Here is a 23,185-nt window from a genome sequence, read left to right on the forward strand (position 1 = left end):
CCGGACCTGACTCGATCTGGAGGAAATACGCAGTGGCAGGTCAATATCCGCCGCTCCAATCGATGCTCGAACAAGGTTAGCTCGGCGGCACGTGCGATTGCTGCCGACGGTCTGGTGAATTGGACAAGGCTATCGAAAGGCATCGAGCCAGAATTCGGCGGTTTTCTGGGATGTTCATCATCGTCGTGTGGTCACCCGGAACGGACACGGCGTGAATGGCTTCAGCACGCAAAACCCTGTCCCACCCCCGCAACGGAGAACTTGCTCCCTGACCCATTGAACCTCGTCCACGACGGCTGCGGGCAGGTCCGTTGACATAAAACTGGTTGATCTCGATTCCAAGAGGTGGAGCTTCATACAAGTCCAGTGCCCTTTGGAACTGCGCTGCCTTTTCATACGTCAGAAGAAGGCTTTCTAGATCACGATCCAGAGGTATCGCCCCAATTTGCTGTGCCTTTTGAATCAGTTGGCCAATCGAGCTGTTTGCAGCAAATCGTTCTAAGACCTGGAAGCTGTCATCTTCTAAGAATTCCAAAGAATCCAGTAGCACTTCCCGTACCATCTGGGTCAGCGATAAGCTTCGTCGATTTGCAGATAACGCAGTATCGATGAAGGCCATGAACGACACAGCTTCATCCAGATTCAGTAACTGCTGCGCAATCGCGTAAGCCAAGATTGCCCCTGATGAGTATCCAGCAAAGCGATACGGTCCACGTGACTGGATCTCTCTAACTACCAGCATTACTTCCGCGGCTATCGCCTCAAGAGTTAGTGGACGTTCGTCGTCGAAATGCGGCCATGGCAAAGCATAGACCGGACAGTCGACGTCCATTTCCTTCACAAGGGGGAGGACATAGGAACAATCGCCCAATCCTGTGGGAACAAAGAAGAGCGGTGGCTGTGATCCCGTTTCCAGAACGGAAATCACTTGCGGACTGCTGGGCTGTCGCTTCAAATGAATCTTCGATGCGAGTTCCCTCAGAACAGGGGCTTGGAAGAGATCGGCGGCGGTAAACTTGAACCCGGCATCGAGCGCTCGACTGAGCAGCTGCACCGCCAATAGCGAGTGCCCGCCCAGTTCGAAGAAGTCGTCGTGGCGTCCGACCCGCTCCACACCGAGCAGCTCGGCCCAGATCTGTGCCAGCGTGATCTCGATCTCGCCTTGCGGCGCCTCATGGGCGGCGCGCGCATACGCCTCATCGTCCGGCGCAGCCAGCGCCTTGCGGTCCAGCTTGCCATTCACCGTCAGCGGCAGCGCCGCCAGCCGCACGAACGCCGATGGCACCATGTAGTCCGGCAGGTGCGCACTTATGTGCGCGCGCAAGGCGCCGGCAAGCTCGCTTCCCTCCAGCCCGTTCGAAGCTGCTTCCGGCGACACCACATAGGCGACCAGCCGCTGCTCGCCGCCGGGGCCCTCGTGCGCCACCACCACCGCCTCGCGCACGAACGGGTGCTCGCAAAGCCGCGCCGCGATCTCGCCCGGCTCGATCCGGAAGCCGCGGATCTTCAGCTGGTCGTCGTTGCGGCCCAAAAACTCCAGATTGCCGTCCGGCAGATAGCGCGCCAGATCGCCGGTGCGATACAGCCGGTCGCCGTCCACAAAGGGACTGGCGATGAACCGCTCCGCGCTCAGCTCGGGCCGGTTCAGGTAGCCGCGCGCCACCCCCGCCCCGCCAATGCAGAGCTCCCCCACCGCACCGAACGGCACCAGCCCGCCATGATCATCCAGCAGATACACACGCGTGTTCGCAATCGGGCGGCCAATCGGGACAATGGCCCCATCAAACCCATCGGGGCAACTCCAGGTCGCCGCACAAACTGTTGCTTCGGTAGGTCCATAAGCATTGATAATGGATGCTGGAGCAAGACTCCGGATGAGTTCTGCCTTCGGCAGCTCTCCAGCAAGAATGAGAACTTGCGATCCCAAGCCTTCCAGCTTCTGGCTTCCCTGAAGCAAGGCTGGAGGCAGCGTCGCGTGCGTGATGGCTTCGCTTCGCAGATAATCCGATAGCTTGTTACTCGCTTGACGGAGCTCATCCGCAGGCAAATGCAATGTGGCTCCCGAACCAAACGCCATAACAAGCTCCGAGGCGCTTGCATCAAAACCGAGGGAGGCGAACTGCACCACGCGGCTGTTGCAACAAACGCCAAAAAGCCCGATCTGAGCCAAGCTGAGATTGACCAAGCCGCGATGCTCGACCATGACCCCCTTGGGGGTGCCTGTGGATCCGGAGGTGTAGATCACATAGGCGAGATGGCGTGAGGTGAGGCCGAGCGCACGCGGGTCCGGATCCGATTCCGGCAGATTTGTCCATTCCGGCGTCGCCGCCAGATCCACCACCGTCAGATCGCGTAACGCATCGTCGCCCAGCGCCGATCGCCCCGCTGCATCGGCCAGCAGCACTCGCGGCGCCGCATCGTCGAGAACCTGCCGCAGCCGCGCCGACGGATAGGCCGGATCCAGCGGCAGATAGGCGCCACCCGCCTTGAGGATCGCCAGCAGCCCCACCACCATCATCGGACTGCGCTGCAGGCAGATCGCCACCGGCTGATCCGGCTTCACCCCAATTGCGATCAGATGATGCGCCAGCTGGTTGGCCCGCGCATTGAGCTCGCCATAGCTGACGCGCTCCTCCGCGCACACCACCGCCACCGCATCCGGCGCACGGCGCACCTGCGCCTCGAACAGCTCATGGATGCACCGCTCCGACGGATAGGCCGCAGCCGTCCGGTTCAGCTCCTCCAGCAGATACGCCCGCTCGTCGGCTGGCAGCAGCTCAATCCGCCCGACCGCTTGCTGCGCATCGGCAACCATCGCGCGCAGCAGCGCCAGCAGATAGCCTCGTTGCCGCTCGATGGTCGCCTGATCGAACAGCGCCGTGGCATAGCCCAGCGTCCCAGCGATCACCTCACCCTGCTCGCCAAGGCTCAGCTCCAGATCGAACTTGACCTGATCGAAGCCGTCTGCCGCCGCCTCCACCATCAGCCCAGGAAGATCGAACGTCCCAGCGGCGTTGTTCTGCCAGGCCAGCATCACCTGGAACAAGGGGGTGTGATCAAGACGCCGTGGCGGCTGCACGATCTCCACCACCTGCTCAAACGGCAGGTCCTGATGCTCCTGCGCTCCCAAGGCCGAGCGCCGCGTCCGCGCCAACAGCTCCGCCACGCTCGGCTCGCCCGACAGGTCAAGCCGCAGCGCCAGGGTGTTGACGAAGCAGCCGATCAGCTCTTCGACCTCGCGGCGACCGCGATTGGCGCTCGGCACGCCGATCATTAGGTCGTCCTGCCCTGACAGACGCGACAGCAGCGCCGCCCAGGCCGCCAGCACCGTCATGAACAAGGTCGTGTCATGCTGCCGGCTCAGCCGCTTCAGATCCCGCGTCAGATCCGCATCGATCACGACCGTCACACTGGCCCCGGCAAACGACTGCTCGGCCGGCCGAGGCCGATCTGTCGGCAGCGCCAGACGGGCCGGCGCGCCAGATAGTTTGTTGCGCCAATAGTGCGCCTGGCTCTGCAGCCGCTCGCCCGACAGCCACTGCCGTTGCCAGGCGGCATAGTCCGGATACTGGATTGCAAGCGGCGGCAGCGGATCGCCTTCTCCGGCCACGAACGCCCGGTACAGCTGACTGAGTTCACGCACCAACACGCCCAGCGACCAGCCATCCGAGACAATGTGGTGCTGCGTCAGCAGCAAAACGTGCTCCTCATCCGAGATCCGGATCAGCCGGCCGCGGATCAGCGGGCCACGCGCCAGATCGAACGGCGTGCGCGCCTCTTCCCTGCACAGACCCAATAGCGCCTCGTCCGCATCCGGCCTGTCCCGCAGATCGTGCTCCACAACCGGCAGCCCCGCATCCTCCGGCAGCAGCTCCACCCAGGGCTTGCCCTCCGGCGCGACAAACACGCTGCGCAGCGCCTCATGACGCGCCAACACACGATCAAGGCTGCGCTGCCAGGCGCTGCGGTCGAGCCCACCCTTGAGCCGCCACCCGAGCGGAATGTGATAGTTCGTGCTGCTCTGATCCAGCTGCGCCAAAAACCACAGCCGCTGCTGCGCAAACGACAGCACAAGCGGCGCTTCACGCAACACCGGCACAATGGCTGGCGGGTCTTGCGCGCCGGAGCGGCTCAACTCATCCATGATACTCGCGGCCAGATCGGCCAGCACCGGTTTGGCAAACAGCATGGTCAGCGGCAGTGTGAAGCCGATGGCCTGCGAGACCCGGCTCAACAGCTGCACCGCCAAGAGCGAGTGGCCGCCAAGCGCAAAGAAGTGGTCGTGGCGTCCGACCCGCTCCACACCGAGAAGCTCGGCCCAGATCTGTGCCAGCGTGATCTCGATCTCGCCTTGCGGCGGCTCATAGGCGCGATGCGCATACGCCTCATCGTCCGGCGCCGGCAGCGCCTTGCGATCGAGCTTGCCATTCACCGTCAGCGGCAGCGCCGCCAGCCGCACGAACGCCGCCGGCACCATGTAGTCCGGCAGGTGCGCGCCCACATGCGCCCGCAACGTGGCGGCCAGCTCAGCTCCAGCACCATCCGGCTCATCCGATTGAGCTTCAGGCGCACACACCACATAGCCGACAAGACGCTGCTCGCCGCCGGGGCCCTCGTGCGCCACCACCACCGCCTCGCGCACGAATGGGTGCTCGGCAACCCGCGCCGCGATCTCACCCGGCTCGATGCGGAAGCCGCGGATCTTCACCTGGTCGTCGTTGCGGCCCAAAAACTCAAGATTGCCGTCCGGCAGATAGCGCGCTAGATCGCCCGTGCGGTACAGCCGGTCGCCCTCGACAAAGGGACTGGCCATGAACCATTCGGCTGTCAGTTCAGGCCGGTTCAGATAGCCGCGCGCCACCCCCGCCCCGCCGATGTAAAGCTCACCCGCCGCGCCGAACGGAACCGGCGCACCATGTCCGTCAAGCAGATACACCCGCGTGTTCGCGATCGGACGGCCGATCGGGACAATGGCGCCATTAAACTCACCCGGACAACTCCACGCTGTCACGTCGATCGCAGCTTCGGTCGGACCGTACAGATTGTGCAGGCCCGTCCAAGGCAAGAGGCGCCGAACCTTATGCACACTGGCGGCAAGAAGCGCCTCGCCGCTGCATAAAACACGCCGCAGCGACGTGCAGCGGTTAACACTCTTCGTATCCAGAAAACTGACCAGCATGGATGGCACGAAGTGAACCGTCGTGATGCGCTCGCCGATGATCAAGTCGACCAATGCAGCGGGATCTCTGTGCGTATCCGGAGGCGCCAGCACCAGGGTCGCCCCTTCAAGCAAGGTCCAGAAGAACTCCCAGGCCGAGACATCGAAGCCAAATGGCGTCTTCTGCAACACGACATCAGTTGCCTTGAGACCATAGGCGTTTTGCATCCACATCAGGCGATTGACGATAGCCCGATGCTCATTCTGTGCCCCCTTGGGCGTGCCGGTGGAGCCGGAGGTGTAGATCACATAGGCGAGATGGCGTGAGGTGAGGCCGAGCGCACGCGGGTCCGGATCAGACGCCGGCAGACTGGCCCATTCCGGCGTCGCCGCCGCCAGATCCATTACCGTCAGATCGCGTAGAGCATCGTCGCCCAGCGCCGATCGTCCCGCCGCATCGGCCAGCAACAGGTGGGACGCCGCATCCGCAAGCACCTGGTGCAGCCGCGCCGACGGATAGGCCGGATCCAGCGGCAGATAGGCGCCACCCGCCTTGAGGATCGCCAGCAGCCCCACCACCATCGCCACGTTGCGCGCAACGCAGATCGCCACCGGCTGGTCCGGCCTGACCCCGAGCCCGATCAGATGATGCGCCAGGCGGTTGGCCCGCGCATTCAGCTCGCCATAGCTTAGCCGCTCCTCCGCGCAGACCACCGCTACCGCATCCGGCGCACGGCGCACCTGCGCCTCGAACAGCTCATGGATGCACTGCTGCTCAGGATACGTCACCGCCGTCCGGTTCAGTTCCTCCAGCAGATACGCCCGCTCGTCAGGTGGCAGGATGTCCAGCTCCCGCACCGGCGTGTTCGGCGCCCGCTCCAGCGCCTCCGCCAGCTGCGCCAGCATGTGCTGCATGTAGCCGCAGATCCGATCCGCTGAGACGCCCTCCGCCACCTGCGCCGTCAGCCCGAGCGCCTCGCCAAAATCCTCCACCGACAGGATCAGCGGATAGTTGGTGCGCTCCTCCCCGCCCAGCCATTCCATGCCGGACAGCACATCATCGGCTGCGGAGGCGGAGACCGCCGCCGGCGTGTTGTGGCGGTAGTTCAACAGCGCGCTGAACAGTGGCGCCGGCGCCGCAACGCCGCTGCAGCGTTGCGCCAGCGCCAGCGAGGCATGCTCATGTACGAGCAGCTCGGCCAGCCGCGCGTGGGTGGTCCGCACGCTCGCCTCGACCGCGGTCCCGTCCAGGTCAAGCCGCAGCGGCAGCGTGTTGATGAACAGCCCCATCGCGCGGTCGCCACCCGCCCCGCCATGCATGCGGCCGAACAGCACCGTGCCGAACACCACCTGCTCGCGGCCGCTGCTGCGCGCCACCACCTGGCCCCAGGCCAGATGGCACAGGCTCGCCAGGCTCACCCCCAGCCGCCGCGCCTGGCTGCGCAGCCGCGCGTTCAGCTGCTCCGGCAGCATCCGCTGCGCCTCTCGAACCCCGCTGCCGTCGCCGCGCACCTCGCTCAAGCCAAAGGGCGTGCATGGCTCGTCGATGTCTGCCAGCCACCCCCGGAAGAACGCTTCATCCGCCTTGGCATCAGCGCCGAGATGCGCCTGCGCCACCAGGTTGCGGAACGGCTGTGGCTCGGTCAGCTCATGCGCCCGCCCCTCCAGCTCAGCCTGGACTTCGGCACGCATCACCTCCAGTGTCGTGTGGTCCCCGATCAGATGATGCTGCAGCTCCAACAGCAGCCAGCGCGCGCTGCCGGGCTCGCGCGCGATCACAAACCGCAACAAGGGCGCTCGGCCAAGCTCGATGCGCTGCCGGCGCGGATCAAACCGATCCTTAAGCTGCGCGCGGCCCGGACCAGCAGCGCCGTCCAGCTCGACCTCGCTCACCTCCAACGGCGCACGGCGCCACACCACCTGGACCGGGCGCGACAGCCCTTCCCAGACAAACGACGTCCTCAGGATATCGTGCCGATCCACCACCCGCTGAACCGCGGCAAGATAGCGCTCGAGCAGGTCACGATCGGCAAACGCCATCTGCGAGACCAGCAGGTACGGATCGCCCTTTGTCGCCAACAGATGGTGGAACAGGATCCCGTCCTGCAGCGGCGACAAGCCATAAATGTCCTGGATGTTGCCGACGCCGCCGGGCACCGTGGCGACGATCCGGTCGATCTCGCCCTGCGCCAGCTCAATGAGCGGCAACATCTCTGGCGTGATCGCCGGACTCTGTTCGCTGATCAGGTTGGCCGGGATCGCCACCTCGTGATGGCTACTGAGGCTTGCAGCCAGATCGGCCAGCACGGGCTTTGCAAACAAGGTCCGCACCTCGACCCCCAGCGACCGCCGCCGCAGCCGCTCCATCAGCTGCACCGCCAGCAGCGAGTGCCCGCCGAGCGCAAAGAAGTGGTCGTGGCGTCCGACCCGCTCAACACCGAGAAGCTCGGCCCAGATCTGTGCCAGCGTGATCTCGATCTCGCCTTGCGGCGGCTCATGGGCGGCGCGCGCATACGCCTCATCGTCCGGCGCAGCCAGCGCCTTGCGGTCCAGCTTGCCATTCACCGTCAGCGGCAGCGCCGCCAGCCACACGAACGCCGATGGCACCATGTAGTCCGGCAGGTGTGCACTTATGTGGGCGCGCAAGGCGCCGGCAAGCTCGCTTCCGTCCAGCCCGTTCGAAGCTGCTTCCGGCGACACCACATAGGCGACCAGCCGCTGCTCGCCGCCGGGGCCCTCGTGCGCCACCACCACCGCCTCGCGCACGAACGGGTGCTCGCAAAGCCGCGCCGCGATCTCGCCCGGCTCGATCCGGAAGCCGCGGATCTTCAGCTGGTCGTCGTTGCGGCCCAAAAACTCCAGATTGCCGTCCGGCAGATAGCGCGCCAGATCGCCGGTGCGATACAGCCGGTCGCCGTCCACAAAGGGACTGGCGATGAACCGCTCCGCGCTCAGCTCGGGCCGGTTCAGGTAGCCGCGCGCCACCCCCGCCCCGCCAATGCAGAGCTCCCCCACCGCACCGAACGGCACCAGCCCGCCATGATCATCCAGCAGATACACGCGCGTGTTCGCGATCGGACGGCCAATCGTCTCGACGACAGCCTCTCCCCGTCGCATGCAAATCCAGGTCGAGTACGTCGTGGTTTCCGAAGGCGCGTACAGATTGCAGATCTTCTCGACCCGACTGCTCTCGAAAGCCTTCTCTATGAGGCCTGCCTTCAGCCGCTCGCCCGCCAAATTGATGACCCTTGTCGAGGCCGGCACGGCTTTCTTGTCGACCAGAGCGGCGATCGCCGAGGGCACTGTGTTGATCAAAGAGATATCCAAAGACCTCTCGGCCAGCGCCAGCGCATTCTCGACAAGGTAAAGCGTGCTTCCTTGCGAAAGCGGAACGAAGCACTCATAGACGGACAGATCAAAACTGATCGAGGTGGCAAACAGCGTGCGGCTGATCTCTGATGCCGTAAACACGTCGCGGCTCCAATGCAGCAGGTTCACCGTGCTCGCATGCTCAATCATGACGCCCTTGGGCGTGCCTGTGGATCCGGAGGTGTAGATCACATAGGCGAGATGGCGTGAGGTGAGGCCGAGCGCACGCGGGTCCGGATCCGATTCCGGCAGGCTGGCCCACGCCGGTGCCGCCGCATCGAGCTCCACCACGCTCGCATTGACGCCCACACCGCCCAAGGCGGCGCGCCCCGCCGCATCGGCCAGCAACAGGTGGGACGCCGCATCCGCAAGCACCTGGTGCAGCCGCGCCGACGGATAGGCCGGATCCAGCGGCAGATAGGCGCCACCCGCCTTGAGGATCGCCAGCAGCCCCACCACCATCGCCACGTTGCGCGCAACGCAGATCGCCACCGGCTGGTCCGGCCTGACCCCGAGCCCGATCAGATGATGCGCCAGGCGGTTGGCCCGCGCATTCAGCTCGCCATAGCTTAGCCGCTCCTCCGCGCAGACCACCGCTACCGCATCCGGCGCACGGCGCACCTGCGCCTCGAACAGCTCATGGATGCACTGCTGCTCAGGATACGTCACCGCCGTCCGGTTCAGTTCCTCCAGCAGATACGCCCGCTCGTCAGGTGGCAGGATGTCCAGCTCCCGCACCGGCGTGTTCGGCGCCCGCTCCAGCGCCTCCGCCAGCTGCGCCAGCGTGTGCTGCATGTAGCCGCAGATCCGATCCGCTGAGACGCCCTCCGCCACCTGCGCCGTCAGCCCGAGCGCCTCGCCAAAATCCTCCACCGACAGGATCAGCGGATAGTTGGTGCGCTCCTCCCCGCCCAGCCATTCCATGCCGGACAGCACATCATCGGCTGCGGAGGCGGAGACCGCCGCCGGCGTGTTGTGGCGGTAGTTCAACAGCGCGCTGAACAGTGGCGCCGGCGCCGCAACGCCGCTGCAGCGTTGCGCCAGCGCCAGCGAGGCATGCTCATGTACGAGCAGCTCGGCCAGCCGCGCGTGGGTGGTCCGCACGCTCGCCTCGACCGCGGTCCCGTCCAGGTCAAGCCGCAGCGGCAGCGTGTTGATGAACAGCCCCATCGCGCGGTCGCCACCCGCCCCGCCATGCATGCGGCCGAACAGCACCGTGCCGAACACCACCTGCTCGCGGTCGCTGCTGCGCGCCACCACCTGGCCCCAGGCCAGATGGCACAGGCTCGCCAGGCTCACCCCCAGCCGCCGCGCCTGGCTGCGCAGCCGCGCGTTCAGCTGCTCCGGCAGCATCCGCTGCGCCTCACGGGTCCGGCTGCCGTCGCCCTGGACCTCGCACAAGCCAAAGGGCGTGCATGGCTCATCGATGTCCCCCAGCAGTCCCCGGAAGAACTCTTCATGCGCGTCTGCACCCACGCCAAGCCGTGCCGCCGCCACCAGGTTGCGGAACGGCTGCGGGGCTGCCAGCTCATGCTCGCGGCCCTCCAGCACGGCCCGGACCTCGGCATGCATCAGCTCCAGCGTGGTGTGATCCCCGATCAGATGATGCTGCAGCTCCAGCAGCAGCCAGCGCGCACTGCCGGGCTCGCGCGCGATCACAAACCGCAACAAGGGCGCCCGGCCAAGCTCGATGCGGTGCTGGCGCGGATCAAACCGATCCTTCAGCTGCGCGGCGCCAGGACCAGCAGACCCGTCCAGCTCGACCTCGCTCACCTCCAGCAGCGCGTTCCGCCACACCACCTGGACCGGGCGCGACAGCCCTTCCCAGACAAACGACGTCCTCAGGATATCGTGCCGATCCACCACCCGCTGAACCGCGGCAAGATAACGCTCGAGCAGGTCACGATCGGCAAACGCCATCTGCGAGACCAGCAGGTACGGATCGCCCTTTGTCGCCAACAGATGGTGGAACAGGATCCCGTCCTGCAGCGGCGACAAGCCATAAATGTCCTGGATGTTGCCGACGCCGCCGGGCACCGTGGCGACGATCCGGTCGATCTCGCCCTGCGCCAGCTCAATGAGCGGCAACATCTCTGGCGTGATCGCCGGACTCTGTTCGCTGATCAGGTTGGCCGGGACCGCCACCTCCTGATGACTGCCCAGGCTTGCGGCCTGATCGGCCAGCACGGGCTTTGCAAACAAGGTCCGTACCTCGACCCCCAGCGACCGCCGCCGTAGCCGCTCCATCAGCTGCACCGCCAAGAGCGAGTGGCCGCCCAGTTCGAAGAAGTCGTCGTGGCGTCCGACCCGCTCAACACCCAGAAGCTCGGCCCAGATCTGTGCCAGCGTGATCTCGATCTCGCCTTGCGGCGGCTCATGGGCGGCGCGCGCATACGCCTCATCGTCCGGCGCAGCCAGCGCCTTGCGGTCCAGCTTGCCATTCACCGTCAGCGGCAGCGCCGCCAGCCGCACGAACGCCGATGGCACCATGTAGTCCGGCAGGTGCGCATTTATGTGCGCGCGCAAGGCGCCGGCAAGCTCGCTTCCGTCCAGCCCGTTCGAAGCTGCTTCCGGCGACACCACATAGGCGACCAGCCGCTGCTCGCCGCCGGGGCCCTCGTGCGCCACCACCACCGCCTCGCGCACGAACGGGTGCTCGCAAAGCCGCGCCGCGATCTCGCCCGGCTCGATCCGGAAGCCGCGGATCTTCAGCTGGTCGTCGTTGCGGCCCAAAAACTCCAGATTGCCGTCCGGCAGATAGCGCGCCAGATCGCCGGTGCGGTACAGCCGGTCGCCGTCCACAAAGGGACTGGCGATGAACCGCTCCGCGCTCAGCTCGGGCCGGTTCAGATAACCGCGCGCCACACCCGCCCCGCCAATGCAAAGCTCCCCGACCGCACCGAACGGCACCAGCCCGCCATGATCATCCAGCAGATACACACGCGTGTTCGCAATCGGGCGGCCAATCGGGACAATGGCCCCATCAAACCCATCGGGGCAACTCCAGGTCGCCGCACAAACTGTTGCTTCGGTAGGTCCATAAGCATTGATAATGGATGCTGGAGCAAGACTCCGGATGAGTTCTGCCTTCGGCAGCTCTCCAGCAAGAATGAGAACTTGCGATCCCAAGCCTTCCAGCTTCTGGCTGCTTCCCTGAAGCAAGGCTGGAGGCAGCGTCGCGTGCGTGATGGCTTCGCTTCGCAGATAATCCGATAGCTTGTTACTCGCTTGACGGAGCTCATCCGCAGGCAAATGCAATGTGGCTCCCGAACCAAACGCCATAACAAGCTCCCAGGCGCTTGCATCAAAACCGAGGGAGGCGAACTGCACCACGCGGCTGTTGCAACAAACGCCAAAAAGCCCGATCTGAGCCAAGCTGAGATTGACCAAGCCGCGATGCTCGACCATGACCCCCTTGGGGGTGCCTGTGGATCCGGAGGTGTAGATCACATAGGCGAGATGGCGTGAGGTGAGGCCGAGCGCACGCGGGTCCGGATCCGATTCCGGCAGATTTGTCCATTCCGGCGTCGCCGCCAGATCCACCACCGTCAGATCGCGTAACGCATCGTCGCCCAGCGCCGATCGCCCCGCTGCATCGGCCAGCAGCACTCGCGGCGCCGCATCGTCGAGAACCTGCCGCAGCCGCGCCGACGGATAGGCCGGATCCAGCGGCAGATAGGCGCCACCCGCCTTGAGGATCGCCAGCAGCCCCACCACCATCATCGGACTGCGCTGCAGGCAGATCGCCACCGGCTGATCCGGCTTCACCCCAATTGCGATCAGATGATGCGCCAGCTGGTTGGCCCGCGCATTGAGCTCGCCATAGCTGACGCGCTCCTCCGCGCACACCACCGCCACCGCATTCGGCGCACGGCGCACCTGCGCCTCGAACAGCTCATGGATGCACCGCTCCGACGGATAGGCCGCAGCCGTCCGGTTCAGCTCCTCCAGCAGATACGCCCGCTCGTCGGCTGGCAGGATGTCCAGCTCCCGCACTGGCGTGTTCGGCGCCCGCTCCAGCGCCTCCGCCAGCTGCGCCAGCGTCTGCTGCATGTAGCCGCAGATCCGATCCGCCGAGATTGGCTCCGCCACCTGCACCGTCAGCCCGAGCGCCTCGCCAAAATCCTCCACCGACAAGGTCAGCGGATAGTTGGTGCGCTCCTCCTCGCCCAGCCATTCCACGCCGGACAGCGCATCATCGGCTGCGGAGGTGGTGACCGCCGCCGGCGTGTTGTGGCGGTAGTTCAACAGCGCGCTGAACAGTGGCGCCGGCGCCGCAACGCCGCTGCAGCGTTGCGCCAGCGCCAGCGAGGCATGCTCGTGCGCCAAGAGCTCGGCCAGCCGCGCGTGGGTGGTCCGCACGCTCGCCTCGACCTCGGTCCCGTCCAGGTCAAGCCGCAGCGGCAGCGTGTTGATGAACAGCCCCATCGCGCGGTCGGCGCCCGCCCCGCCATGCATGCGGCCGAACAGCACCGTGCCGAACACCACCTGCTCGCGGCCGCTGCTGCGCGCCACCACCTGGCCCCAGGCCAGATGGCACAGGCTCGCCAGGCTCACCCCCAGCCGCCGCGCCTGGCTGCGCAGCCGCGCGTTCAGCTGCTCCGGCAGCATCCGCTGCGCCTCTCGAACCCCGCTGCCGTCGCCGCGCACCTCGCTCAAGCCAAAGGGCGTGCATGGCTCGTCGATGTCTGCCAGCCACCCCCGGAAGAACGCTTCATCCGCCTTGGCATCAGCGCCGAGATGCGCCTGCGCCACCAGATTGCGGAACGGCTGTGGCTCGGTCAGCTCATGCGCCCGCCCCTCCAGCTCAGCCTGGACTTCGGCACGCATCACCTCCAGTGTCGTGTGGTCCCCGATCAGATGATGCTGCAGCTCCAACAGCAGCCAGCGCGCGCTGCCGGGCTCGCGCGCGATCACAAACCGCAACAAGGGCGCTCGGCCAAGCTCGATGCGCTGCCGGCGCGGATCAAACCGATCCTTCAGCTGCGCGGCGCCAGGACCACCAGACCCGTCCAGCTCGACCTCGCTCACCTCCAACGGCGCACGGCGCCACACCACCTGGACCGGGCGCGACAGCCCTTCCCAGACAAACGACGTCCTCAGGATATCGTGCCGATCCACCACCTGCTGAACCGCGGCAAGATAGCGCTCGAGCAGGTCACGATCGGCAAACGCCATCTGCGAGACCAGCAGGTACGGATCGCCCTTTGTCGCCAACAGATGGTGGAACAGGATCCCGTCCTGCAGCGGCGACAAGCCATAAATGTCCTGGATGTTGCCGACGCCGCCGGGCACCGTGGCGACGATCCGGTCGATCTCGCCCTGCGTCAGCTCAATCAGCGGCAGCATCTCTGGCGTGATCGCCGGACTCTGTTCGCTGATCAGGTTGGCCGGGACCGCCACCTCCTGATGACTGCCCAGGCTTGCGGCCTGATCGGCCAGCACCGGCCTGGCGAACAGCGTGCGCACCTCAACCCCCAGCGACCGCCGCCGCAAACGCTCGATCAGTTGCACCGCCAGCAGCGAGTGCCCGCCGAGCGCAAAGAAGTGGTCGTGGCGTCCGACCCGCTCCACACCGAGAAGCTCGGCCCAGATCTGTGCCAGCGTGATCTCGATCTCGCCTTGCGGCGGCTCATGGGCGGCGCGCGCATACGCCTCATCGTCCGGCGCAGCCAGCGCCTTGCGGTCCAGCTTGCCATTCACCGTCAGCGGCAGCGCCGCCAGCCGCACGAACGCCGATGGCACCATGTAGTCCGGCAGGTGCGCATTTATGTGCGCGCGCAAGGCGCCGGCAAGCTCGCTTCCGTCCAGCCCGTTCGAAGCTGCTTCCGGCGACACCACATAGGCGACCAGCCGCTGCTCGCCGCCGGGGCCCTCGTGCGCCACCACCACCGCCTCGCGCACGAACGGGTGCTCGCAAAGCCGCGCCGCGATCTCGCCCGGCTCGATCCGGAAGCCGCGGATCTTCAGCTGGTCGTCGTTGCGGCCCAAAAACTCCAGATTGCCGTCCGGCAGATAGCGCGCCAGATCGCCGGTGCGGTACAGCCGGTCGCCGTCCACAAAGGGACTGGCGATGAACCGCTCCGCGCTCAGCTCGGGCCGGTTCAGATAACCGCGCGCCACACCCGCCCCGCCGACGTAGAGCTCCCCGACCGCGCCGAACGGAACCGGCGCACCATGACCGTCCAGCAGATAGACCACCGAATTCCGGATTGGTCGTCCCAGTGGCACCCGCTGCTGGCCATCGAAGCCAGCAGGCACCGGGTAGCAGAGACTGAAGGTGGTGTTCTCGGTCGGACCGTAGCCATTTGAGATTCGCAGCGTCGGATGTCGCTTCTGACATGCTCTGATGGAAGTGGCCGAGACCTCTTCGCCCCCGACCAGCAGTTGCTGCAGCCCACTGGTGCTCCGCCCCTCCCCGACATAGACGTCGAACAACCGCGCAGTCATCCAAGCGATAGTGATGCCTTGGTCTTGGATGATCCGGGCCAGCGTTGCCGTCGAGAGATAGCGTTCAGGATAGAGCACAACACTGGCGCCGTTCGCCAAGGCTCCCCAAACTTCGAACGTGGTCGCATCGAATGTCGGCGAGGAAGCGTTGAGAAAAACGTCCTGCGGCGAGATCTCGACGAAATCATTCTCCGCCACCAGACGCACCACTCCGCGATGCTCGACCATGACCCCCTTGGGGGTGCCTGTTGATCCGGAGGTGTAGATCACATAGGCGAGATGGCGTGAGGTGAGGCCAAGCGCGCGCGGGTCCGGATCCGACGCCGGCAGGTTTGCCCACGCCGGCATGGCCGTCTCCAGATCCACCACGCTCACATCGGCCAACGCACCGGCGCCCAGCGCGGATCGGCCCGCCGCATCGGCCAGCAGGAGCCGCGGCGCCGCATCGTCGAGAACCTGCCGCAGCCGCGCCGGTGGATAGGCCGGGTCCAGCGGCAGGTACGCCCCGCCCGCCTTGAGGATCGCCAAAAGCCCGACCACCATCGCCACGTTGCGCGCAACGCAGATCGCCACCAGCTGGTCCGGCTTCACCCCGAGCCCGATCAGATGATGCGCCAGGCGGTTGGCCCGCGCATTCAGCTCGCCATAGCTTAGCCGCTCCTCCTCATGGACCACCGCCACCGCGTCCGGCGCACGGCGAACCTGTGCCTCGAACAGCTCGTGGATGCACATGTCCGACGGATAGGCCGATGCCGTCCGGTTCAGCTCCTCCAGCAGATACGCACGCTCAGCGGATGACAAGAGTTCAATCCGCCCCACCGGCTGCCGCGGATCTGCCTTCACAGCACATAGCAAATTTTGCAAATGCTGGGTCATACGGTCGATATGCTTGGCCTCCAAGCGACTTGCATCAAAGTGCCATCGAAAGCTCCCATCTAGAGCGCAAACCTCAAATGTTAACGCCTCACCGGGCAGGGCTGCCTCAGAAGTCGGGCTCGAAGCTAGGTCACCAGCGGCAGACTCGCCACTTACAGTAAGCATAACGCCAACGGGCCATGGCCGGCGCAATCGTAACGCCTCCATACCGAGCAACGTTGGGCAGCGCGCGATAAGATCTCGCGCGAAGCTATCCTGCTCCTTCAGCTGAGCGAATTCGGCCGCGACCACCGTGCGCGCCTCTGCAAAATTATTGTCGAGATCGATGGTAATTGCCATCGGCACAACAGAAGCGACAAGCACCTCGAGCGCTTTGAAGCCCGCTCGCGATCCGCTCGGCGCGGGAGTCCATCCCAATTGAAGCTCTAATTCTCCCGTGATGCGGGCTAGGTAGGTCAGCCAAGCCGTTAGCAAGAATTCCGTGCGATTACTGGGAGACAGCTCAGCCAAAGCACCTGGAATTCGCCATGAACTCAACTGCCATTGAGGTGCAGCCAAAGCTACTGAAGAGGACAAAAAGGAAAGCTGGGATGTTTTGAACTGTTCAAGCCGCCGTCGCCAAAAACCCTCACGAGGCGCCAACATTTCATGCGCAGCCGTTATGCTGCGCGCCTCGTCATCGCTCAGAATCGGGAGGCGGTCGCCTACATGGGAATCAGAACGCCTCGCGAGTACCCGCGCATCCAGAGCCTTACCATCCAAGCTGTTAAGCCAAACATCAACATCCTCTGTCCCTGTCGCCACACGCCAGTGGCTGGGGTGGATCTCAACTAAAGCCCCCGCAGCAAAACCAGAGCGCCGAGCCGTCACCTCCAAGCGCCTGACGACGACAACGTCATCTCCTACGAGAGCCTTGGACAACCCCAATGGATTGGTATGATACGGGCCAAAGTCTAAAGCGCGCGTCATCGCTTCCAGATCTTGTGCGGATCGATCCCATCGCAGACAGCCCGCAGCATCTGGGCGTCGACCTTTCGGAAAAAAGCTTCGGTCCGCTAGCGCTTGCGGACGAGCACTAAGCTCTCCATTTGTTAAGCCAGTTAGAAGCTCGCCGAAGCCATCGATAGCAGCCTCATAACATTTGAGATTCAGTGTCAGCGCAGTATCGCTCGTCGCAATCAACACTTGGCGTTGGACGACCAGCTCACCAGTACCAACACCGTGATCGATACGATACCACGTGATGCCATGTTCGGTCTCACGGGCAAGAAGCGCCCAAGACGTCGCATGAGTTCCGGCATATCGCGGCAACGGACCGTCGTGGTAATTGAAAGCGCCTCTACGCGCTTTCCCAAACACATCTGCTGGCAATATGAACGGATTGGCAACGGAAAATATCCACTCGACTGGCTCGGCGTTGAGCAGCTCAGATAGCTCTTCAATGCTCGTCACACACAAGATATCGGCGAGAGCGGCCCAATCGCGGAATACGGCGTCGGCACACAGCGCCGCCCGGATCACATGGCCCATCTCCATCACTAGCTGAGCACATCTAACAGCTAGCGTACCACCACCAACAAAGATGCAAGAGCCAACCGGTGTAGCAAGTTTCATCTGAACTCTTAGACAGGGGTTACGATGAAGGCCCGTAACGGATCACCCCGCATCTCAAGCAATCGACATACCAATGAGGTACTGCGAGCGTTTCCTGAAGAAACAACGCGCCTCGCTCGAAATGCCGCCGTCGGACTTGGGACATCGACGTCCTGAACCAGACACAGCTCAGCACAACAATACGGACGTCATTGGCGACGATCACCGCATGGGCGGTCCGCAAAGTCGTCGGAAGCTCTGCAACAGCCGCGGTCATCACCGCGCGTACAGCAGACTCTCCTTGGCGCTCACGTTAAGTAACGGACGCGCCAATAACCTTCTGCGAGCTCATTCTGAAGAAAACAATTCGCTTCTCGCCGGTTGCCGTCGGGCTTGGGACATTAACGCCTTGAACCGAACAGAGCTCAACACAACAGCACGCGCCGTCAACAGCGACGACCACTCAAGATCGGGCGCCCGTCCCTTGCCCGAATTGCCTTTGCGAGCCAAAATGCTCGCCGCTGCTTTCTCCAGGTGGTCTGCTCGTCGAGTGAGAGAGGGTCCTGCGGCAGGGATTCCGCTCGATGTTACAAAGTTCGCCACGCATCGCGTTTTCGTAGATTGGCCGGGGCTCGGCACTAAGTAGCGTTTTCGCTTAATGCCCGCTGACGTCTGTGGCACGGCCCTTGCTCGTGAGGCGACGAAAGCGACGAAGAACGAGTCCACGGCGAATGTCGCAACCACAACTGACTCCTGATCTCTCACATCGGCGCATACTGTTGGCCCTTGGGTGCAGCGGCTTGGACGTGACTTGCGTGATCGAGGCACTCAGTCGAGACTGTGTCATTTTGATTCGTAATGCCTCACCGAGCGAGGCGGACGGCCTCGTACATCAAATTGCCGGTGAACTGGGATTGCAAAAAAAGCTAGAGCTGGAGGCCGGCTTTTCCGATTTTCTTGGTCACCGACGGCGGATCAACAAATACTTCATGAGCGTTAATTCCCGAGATGATTATCAGCTTGTCACCCCGCATTCCGAAGGAGATAGAATATCTAATATGCAGTTGTCGTGCTTTTATTGTTTCGAGAATAGTAAAGACGGAGGAGAAACAATCCTATTGAACATCGACGACACAAGTGAGGCATGGGGACTTTTACGAGAAAAAACCACAAAAATATTGCCTGGATCAAAACCATTGTCTCGGGGCATGATCACTCGTGCAAAAGCACTTTATCGTCTGAGCTCGTCGGATGACTATTTGGTACCAGATGACCAAATAGTAGCCGAAGTTAAATCCGAGATCCCGGGCCTTTTGCTGGCGATTGTTATGGCAAGACCGAAAAGAAGCTTTTCCCTTCTTCTAGGGCGCGATGTGAATGTCCTTTGGGATAACATTGGTAGTGTTGACCAAAGCTGTCTTCACTTTTTCGTTCGGATGTTGCAGGAGCGCGAACTTCTCAAGCTCCCGCCGGACGGTTTTGAGTTGCACCAACTGGACCCCGTTAATGCAGGACGGAGCTGGTGTTCAGGCGCCGATTACGAGAAACTTTTTTGTGACGAGATTATTCTCAAGCTAAAACCAGGGGACCTTGTTATTCTGAACAACCTAACTTGGGCGCATGCGGTGAACAATTGGACATCGCTACCCGGCACTCGAAGGATAGCCGTGGCATTGGCCTAGCGTAGTCCCCACTTTTCCTGAAAGTTGAGTCTTGCTTCAAGGGTGCATGAGCAGCATCCCTGAGCGACAGCGATTAGCCTGACGAAGGAGTGACCTGCCATTGCTTTTCATCCAGCGGCAGTTAGAGTCTCGGTTTTTTTTGTAGCGAGACCGAACTTTGGACCCAGCTGGAATTAGAGTTTTGCGCCTCTGATCACGTTGGCGGGCTGGTAGCGCCGACGTGTTTTTGCAGCAAAATCGGCGGCCGATTGCCGATCGCCCCGTGGGGCCGTTCCTCGTTGTACAACCGTGCATCAGAACACCCATTTGTCTATGTTGTTGAAGAGAAGAGACTTTGCTGATTGGGATGCGATCCTGCGGGGTATCTTGGGTTCTGCCGCGCACGTTCGGTGATGGATGTGGCGGCATCCGTGGTCAAGGCCGCGCGCGCGAAGATCCATGGCCCATCTGGTAGAGGGTGGACGGCTTCGATCTGACCAGCTTCTGCGGCCAAGCGCAGCGTCTTGGATGCGACCTTGGGAAGCCTGGCGGCGTCGGAGAGATTGAGCCATGGCTCGACGCTATCCTCGGCCCGCCGGAAGACGGGTATCCGATGATAAGATCGCGTGGTTGTGACGCGCTCGCGGGTCCAACGGTTGCCGTTGCCCGTCTTAAGGCCGTTGCGGTTGAGCAGGCCCGCAATCAGGTCGTCGCTGGCGATCAGCACCAGTTGCCGGATGGCTGCGATGATGTCGTCGGAGGTGCTGTAACGCTGCCCACGTCGACGCTTCGATAGCCGCATCTCGCTGTGAGCGCCGCCTGCCCAATGCACGACGAGAACGATCTCGGACGCTTCGTCATCGATATCGGCAACGACCTCGTGTATCAGCGTACGGACGATGCGCTTCTTCAGCCGCGCATCGATGGTCGGCCCTGACCAGACTGACTTGAGGTTTGAGGCCAGAACGCTGAGCAGCTTTGGATCGATCGCTGTCGGTGCGGTCGCCGCGTCATGTGCGGCAATCTTGCTCTCTACCTCCGCGACGCGGGCAAGCGAGCGATTCCAGCGCGCCTCAAGCTCTGCGGCAACCAGGCGGTTTGCCGGATCAGCGGCGTCATATTGCCGGAAGGCGCGATCGGAGGCGTAACGGGCCGCTTCGCGATCACGGCCGAGCGCTTCGCGAACTTGATCCCTCTGATGTGTGGCCTGGGCTGCGGCGGCCGTAGCCGCCGCGACGGCGCCGGGGTCGACAACGCCGAGCAGTGCCTCTTCGATCGCGTCATCGACGCGCAAGCCACCGAACGCGATGCAGCGCGGTTCGCCGTTGTCCATCCAGCCGCGCGAGCAGCTGTAACGTGGGATGTGATTGTTCATACCGCTGTAGCGCAGCGTCAGCTTGCGGCCACAACGCCGGCAGCGGATGAGCCCAGCGAGCAGCGCCTCGCCATGCTTGGGCGCGCCATGATGCCGGCTCGTGGGCACGTTACTGGAGACCATTGTACGGATCGCTTCGAACCTCTCCCAGTTCACATAGCCTTCGTGGGCGTCCGGCTTGAGGGCGAGCCACTCCGCGCGCGCCTTCCGGCGGATCTTTGCGCCTGCGCCATGGACGCCGTACCCCGTCGCTACAGCTGTTCTACCATAGGCGTAGGCTCCGCCGTAGACCGGGTTCTCGACCATCCTGCGGAGGGTCGCGTAGCTGGGCCGCCGCCAGGCTGTGTGGCCGTTCGGCTGCTTCACCGGTAGGTCGAGGCCGTGCTCATGGAACCATAGCAGCGCCTGCCGCGCGGTCCCGAGTTCCTCGATCTTGTCGAAGACGAGCGTAATGGCCTCCTGCGCACGTCGGTCCGGATCCTTCTCGTAGCGATCACCGACCTTCACAAAACCGACTCGCGTCGACACAACCAGTTCGCCGCGGCGGGCCCTCTCGTAGCGTGCCGAGAGCGAGCGTTGTCGCAAAAGGTCCAGCTCATACTCGTTGAGGCTCCCCTTCAGCCCGAGAAGCAGTCGGTCGTTGCCATGCCGCGGAGCATAGACAGCTTCCTGGTCAACCAGCACCGTGTCGACGACGCGACACATCTCGATCAGCTGTTGCCAATCCCGGCTATTGCGCGCGAAGCGCGAGACCTCCCGCGCACAGACTGCGCCGACCTTGTCGAGGCAGACTTCGGCCAGCATCCGCTCAAAGCCCGCGCGTTGGACGCTGCCGGCAGCGGAAAGTCCAAGATCATCGTCGATCACCTCGATCTTGGACCACCCCAGCGCCGTCAATCGGTCGCGCATCGCGTATTGCAACGCGCTGCTCTCACGATTGTGCAGCACCTGATGGGCGGAGGACTGGCGCACATAGAGGATCGCCTTGCGCTCAAGGTGGTGAGGGCGGACCTTGTCACTGATCATGACCGTCTTCCCTCTTCGCGCGCGTCGCGCTCAGCCGCGCATGGTCCAGCACCAGCTGCGTCATCAGGTTCACCAGCGCATCCTGCGCCTCCTTCGGCAGCTCCCGCCACTCTGGAACCCCAACGGCGCCGTGCGCGATGCCACCCGCGAACAGGTCCATCTGATGCATGCCGAACCGCCGGTTGCGCCGAACCGGCTTCGCTGATATCGCCGTCCTGCTTGCCATGAGCCTCTCCCCGATTCTGGTCGTGAGACACTCCGCATGCACCGGAAAGCAGTTCATTCAATGATGAAGCCGCGCTCTTGACCACTGAATCGAGAAGCGACGACAACGCGTTGAGCGCCCAGGCTGACAAAGGGCTCTGCCGTTAGGCTGCAACCCCGAGCACATGGCGCGGTCGAACATCCAGGATGGGATCTTCAGAAAACGCTGCGTCTCCGATCCATCCAGCGTGCAGCGGAAAACAACGCCGTCCGCCTTGTCGATCACAGCATGGACGAAAACCTCGCGGCCTGCCCAAGGGTGAAACCGGTACAGAACCTCACGGCATACGGTCCCGTGGGCGTTCTCAAGCCTTGTTGTACAACGAGGAGCGCCCGCACTAGGCACACGGCTATCGCACCCCGATGGCGGTCTGGCGCGCCGGCGCTACGGCAAAGGCTGTGGACATGGTGGACAACGCCGAAGAGGCGTTGCCCACATGCCCACAACCTCAACAACAGACGCAGACAGAGGCCCTCGCGGCCTGATATCAGAAAATCGGAGCGGCGAGACTTCCAACTAAGAAGGCGGCGTCAGTGGTCCTGCTCCCGGGGTCCACTTCAGGATTGATCTTCTTTTTAAGCGCTGCCGTCCCTTGAATTTCTTCCGGGTCCAGAACTTAACGGCCGCCAACCCCAGCGGCGCCCCCTCGATTGTCACCGCGAGGCTGGAATGCATCAGGATGCCGCAAACCGTGTTCGATCTGAGGCGACCTGCCTTATCCCGTCCACTGTTTATGCTCTTGGTGATGCCGATCGCTTCTGACTTCTCGCGTTGATAGCTGAACTCGGTTGTATCGTGCAGCACAAGAGCGAGACCTTCAGCGGCGGCGGCACGATCACGTGTCGATTGGAAATGACCGGCCAGAATGTCCGCTTCGACTGACCCGGTCATTGGAGAAGAAGCGGTAGGCTGCCTTGGCATTCGCCCAATCCTGGCAGACGAGCGGAATGCTTTGTCCCATGGCGCTTCCAATCTGCGTGAGCAGTTTGCGGAATCTGTCGCCGAGCCGCGCGTCCCTAAACTCGCATCCACTACTCTCTCGATCAATCCAACAATCGCCTTCCAAGGACCGCAGACAGCCTTTTGCCGATCGATCCCTTAATGTCAGCCCCATAGAGCACCCCTTCGCGACTCAGGTGCTCAGCAAGGAATCACAAGTAATTCTTTCGATTCAAGATTTCGCCGATCAGCGGATCAGCCCGAGTGGTCAAAGTTATGGGTAATTGAAAGCCGATGAAACCCACTGTCCTGTTCCGTCCATCCTCCGCCACAGTCACCGAAATGCTGGCTTTGTGAACGTCGAGCCCCACGTAAAGAACCTACGGCATCTGCGCTCTCCGATGTCGAGCCGCCGCGCCTTCATACGCGACGGCGGCTCGACTGTGACGGAGACCGGTGGCGCCGCTATGCTG

General features: G+C 63.4%; 6 protein-coding genes. 1 reads left to right on the forward strand and 5 read right to left on the reverse strand.

Features of this window, described 5'->3' with window-relative positions:
• Positions 1–76: 76 nt before the first annotated feature.
• Positions 77–15,853 carry a non-ribosomal peptide synthetase gene (locus QA649_RS34970; RefSeq protein WP_283021208.1) on the reverse strand — a complete coding sequence of 5,259 codons (15,777 nt, stop codon included), beginning with the start codon at positions 15,851–15,853 and terminating at the stop codon, positions 77–79.
• Positions 15,854–18,261: 2,408 nt separating this feature from the next.
• Between QA649_RS34970 and QA649_RS34975 the strand changes: the two genes are divergently transcribed.
• Positions 18,262–19,128 carry a hypothetical protein gene (locus tag QA649_RS34975; RefSeq protein WP_283021209.1) on the forward strand — a complete coding sequence of 289 codons (867 nt, stop codon included), beginning with the start codon at positions 18,262–18,264 and terminating at the stop codon, positions 19,126–19,128.
• Between the two features lie 310 nt (positions 19,129–19,438).
• On the opposite strand, the gene QA649_RS34980 is transcribed toward QA649_RS34975, so the two are convergent.
• The 4 genes from QA649_RS34980 to QA649_RS34995 all read right to left on the reverse strand — a co-directional run bounded on the left by QA649_RS34980 (position 19,439) and on the right by QA649_RS34995 (position 22,887).
• A complete protein-coding gene (locus tag QA649_RS34980) occupies positions 19,439–21,508 on the reverse strand; it encodes a recombinase family protein (RefSeq protein WP_283021210.1) in 2,070 nt (689 codons plus the stop codon).
• On the reverse strand, positions 21,498–21,734 hold the full coding sequence (locus tag QA649_RS34985) for a hypothetical protein (protein WP_283021211.1): 237 nt from the start codon (positions 21,732–21,734) through the stop codon (positions 21,498–21,500). The genes QA649_RS34980 and QA649_RS34985 overlap by 11 nt, the downstream gene beginning before the upstream one ends.
• Before the next feature lie 555 nt (positions 21,735–22,289).
• On the reverse strand, positions 22,290–22,694 hold the full coding sequence (locus tag QA649_RS34990) for a hypothetical protein (RefSeq protein ID WP_283026256.1): 405 nt from the start codon (positions 22,692–22,694) through the stop codon (positions 22,290–22,292).
• Positions 22,609–22,887 (reverse strand): transposase, encoded by a 279-nt coding sequence (locus QA649_RS34995; protein ID WP_283021212.1) that lies wholly within the window; start codon positions 22,885–22,887, stop codon positions 22,609–22,611. Before QA649_RS34995 ends, QA649_RS34990 begins: the two co-directional genes overlap by 86 nt.
• Between the last annotated feature and the right edge of the window lie 298 nt (positions 22,888–23,185).

The organism is Bradyrhizobium sp. CB1717, from assembly GCF_029714325.1.
GTDB lineage: Bacteria > Pseudomonadota > Alphaproteobacteria > Rhizobiales > Xanthobacteraceae > Bradyrhizobium.

Bases quoted from the DNA above. Each gene is read 5' to 3' on its own strand.
- QA649_RS34970 (WP_283021208.1), bottom strand. From the start codon at position 15,853: ATGACCCAGCATTTGCAAAATTTGCTATGTGCTGTGAAGGCAGATCCG.
- QA649_RS34980 (WP_283021210.1), bottom strand. From the start codon at position 21,508: ATGATCAGTGACAAGGTCCGCCCTCACCACCTTGAGCGCAAGGCGATC.
- QA649_RS34985 (WP_283021211.1), bottom strand. From the start codon at position 21,734: ATGGCAAGCAGGACGGCGATATCAGCGAAGCCGGTTCGGCGCAACCGG.
- QA649_RS34990 (WP_283026256.1), bottom strand. From the start codon at position 22,694: ATGCCAAGGCAGCCTACCGCTTCTTCTCCAATGACCGGGTCAGTCGAA.
- QA649_RS34995 (WP_283021212.1), bottom strand. From the start codon at position 22,887: ATGGGGCTGACATTAAGGGATCGATCGGCAAAAGGCTGTCTGCGGTCC.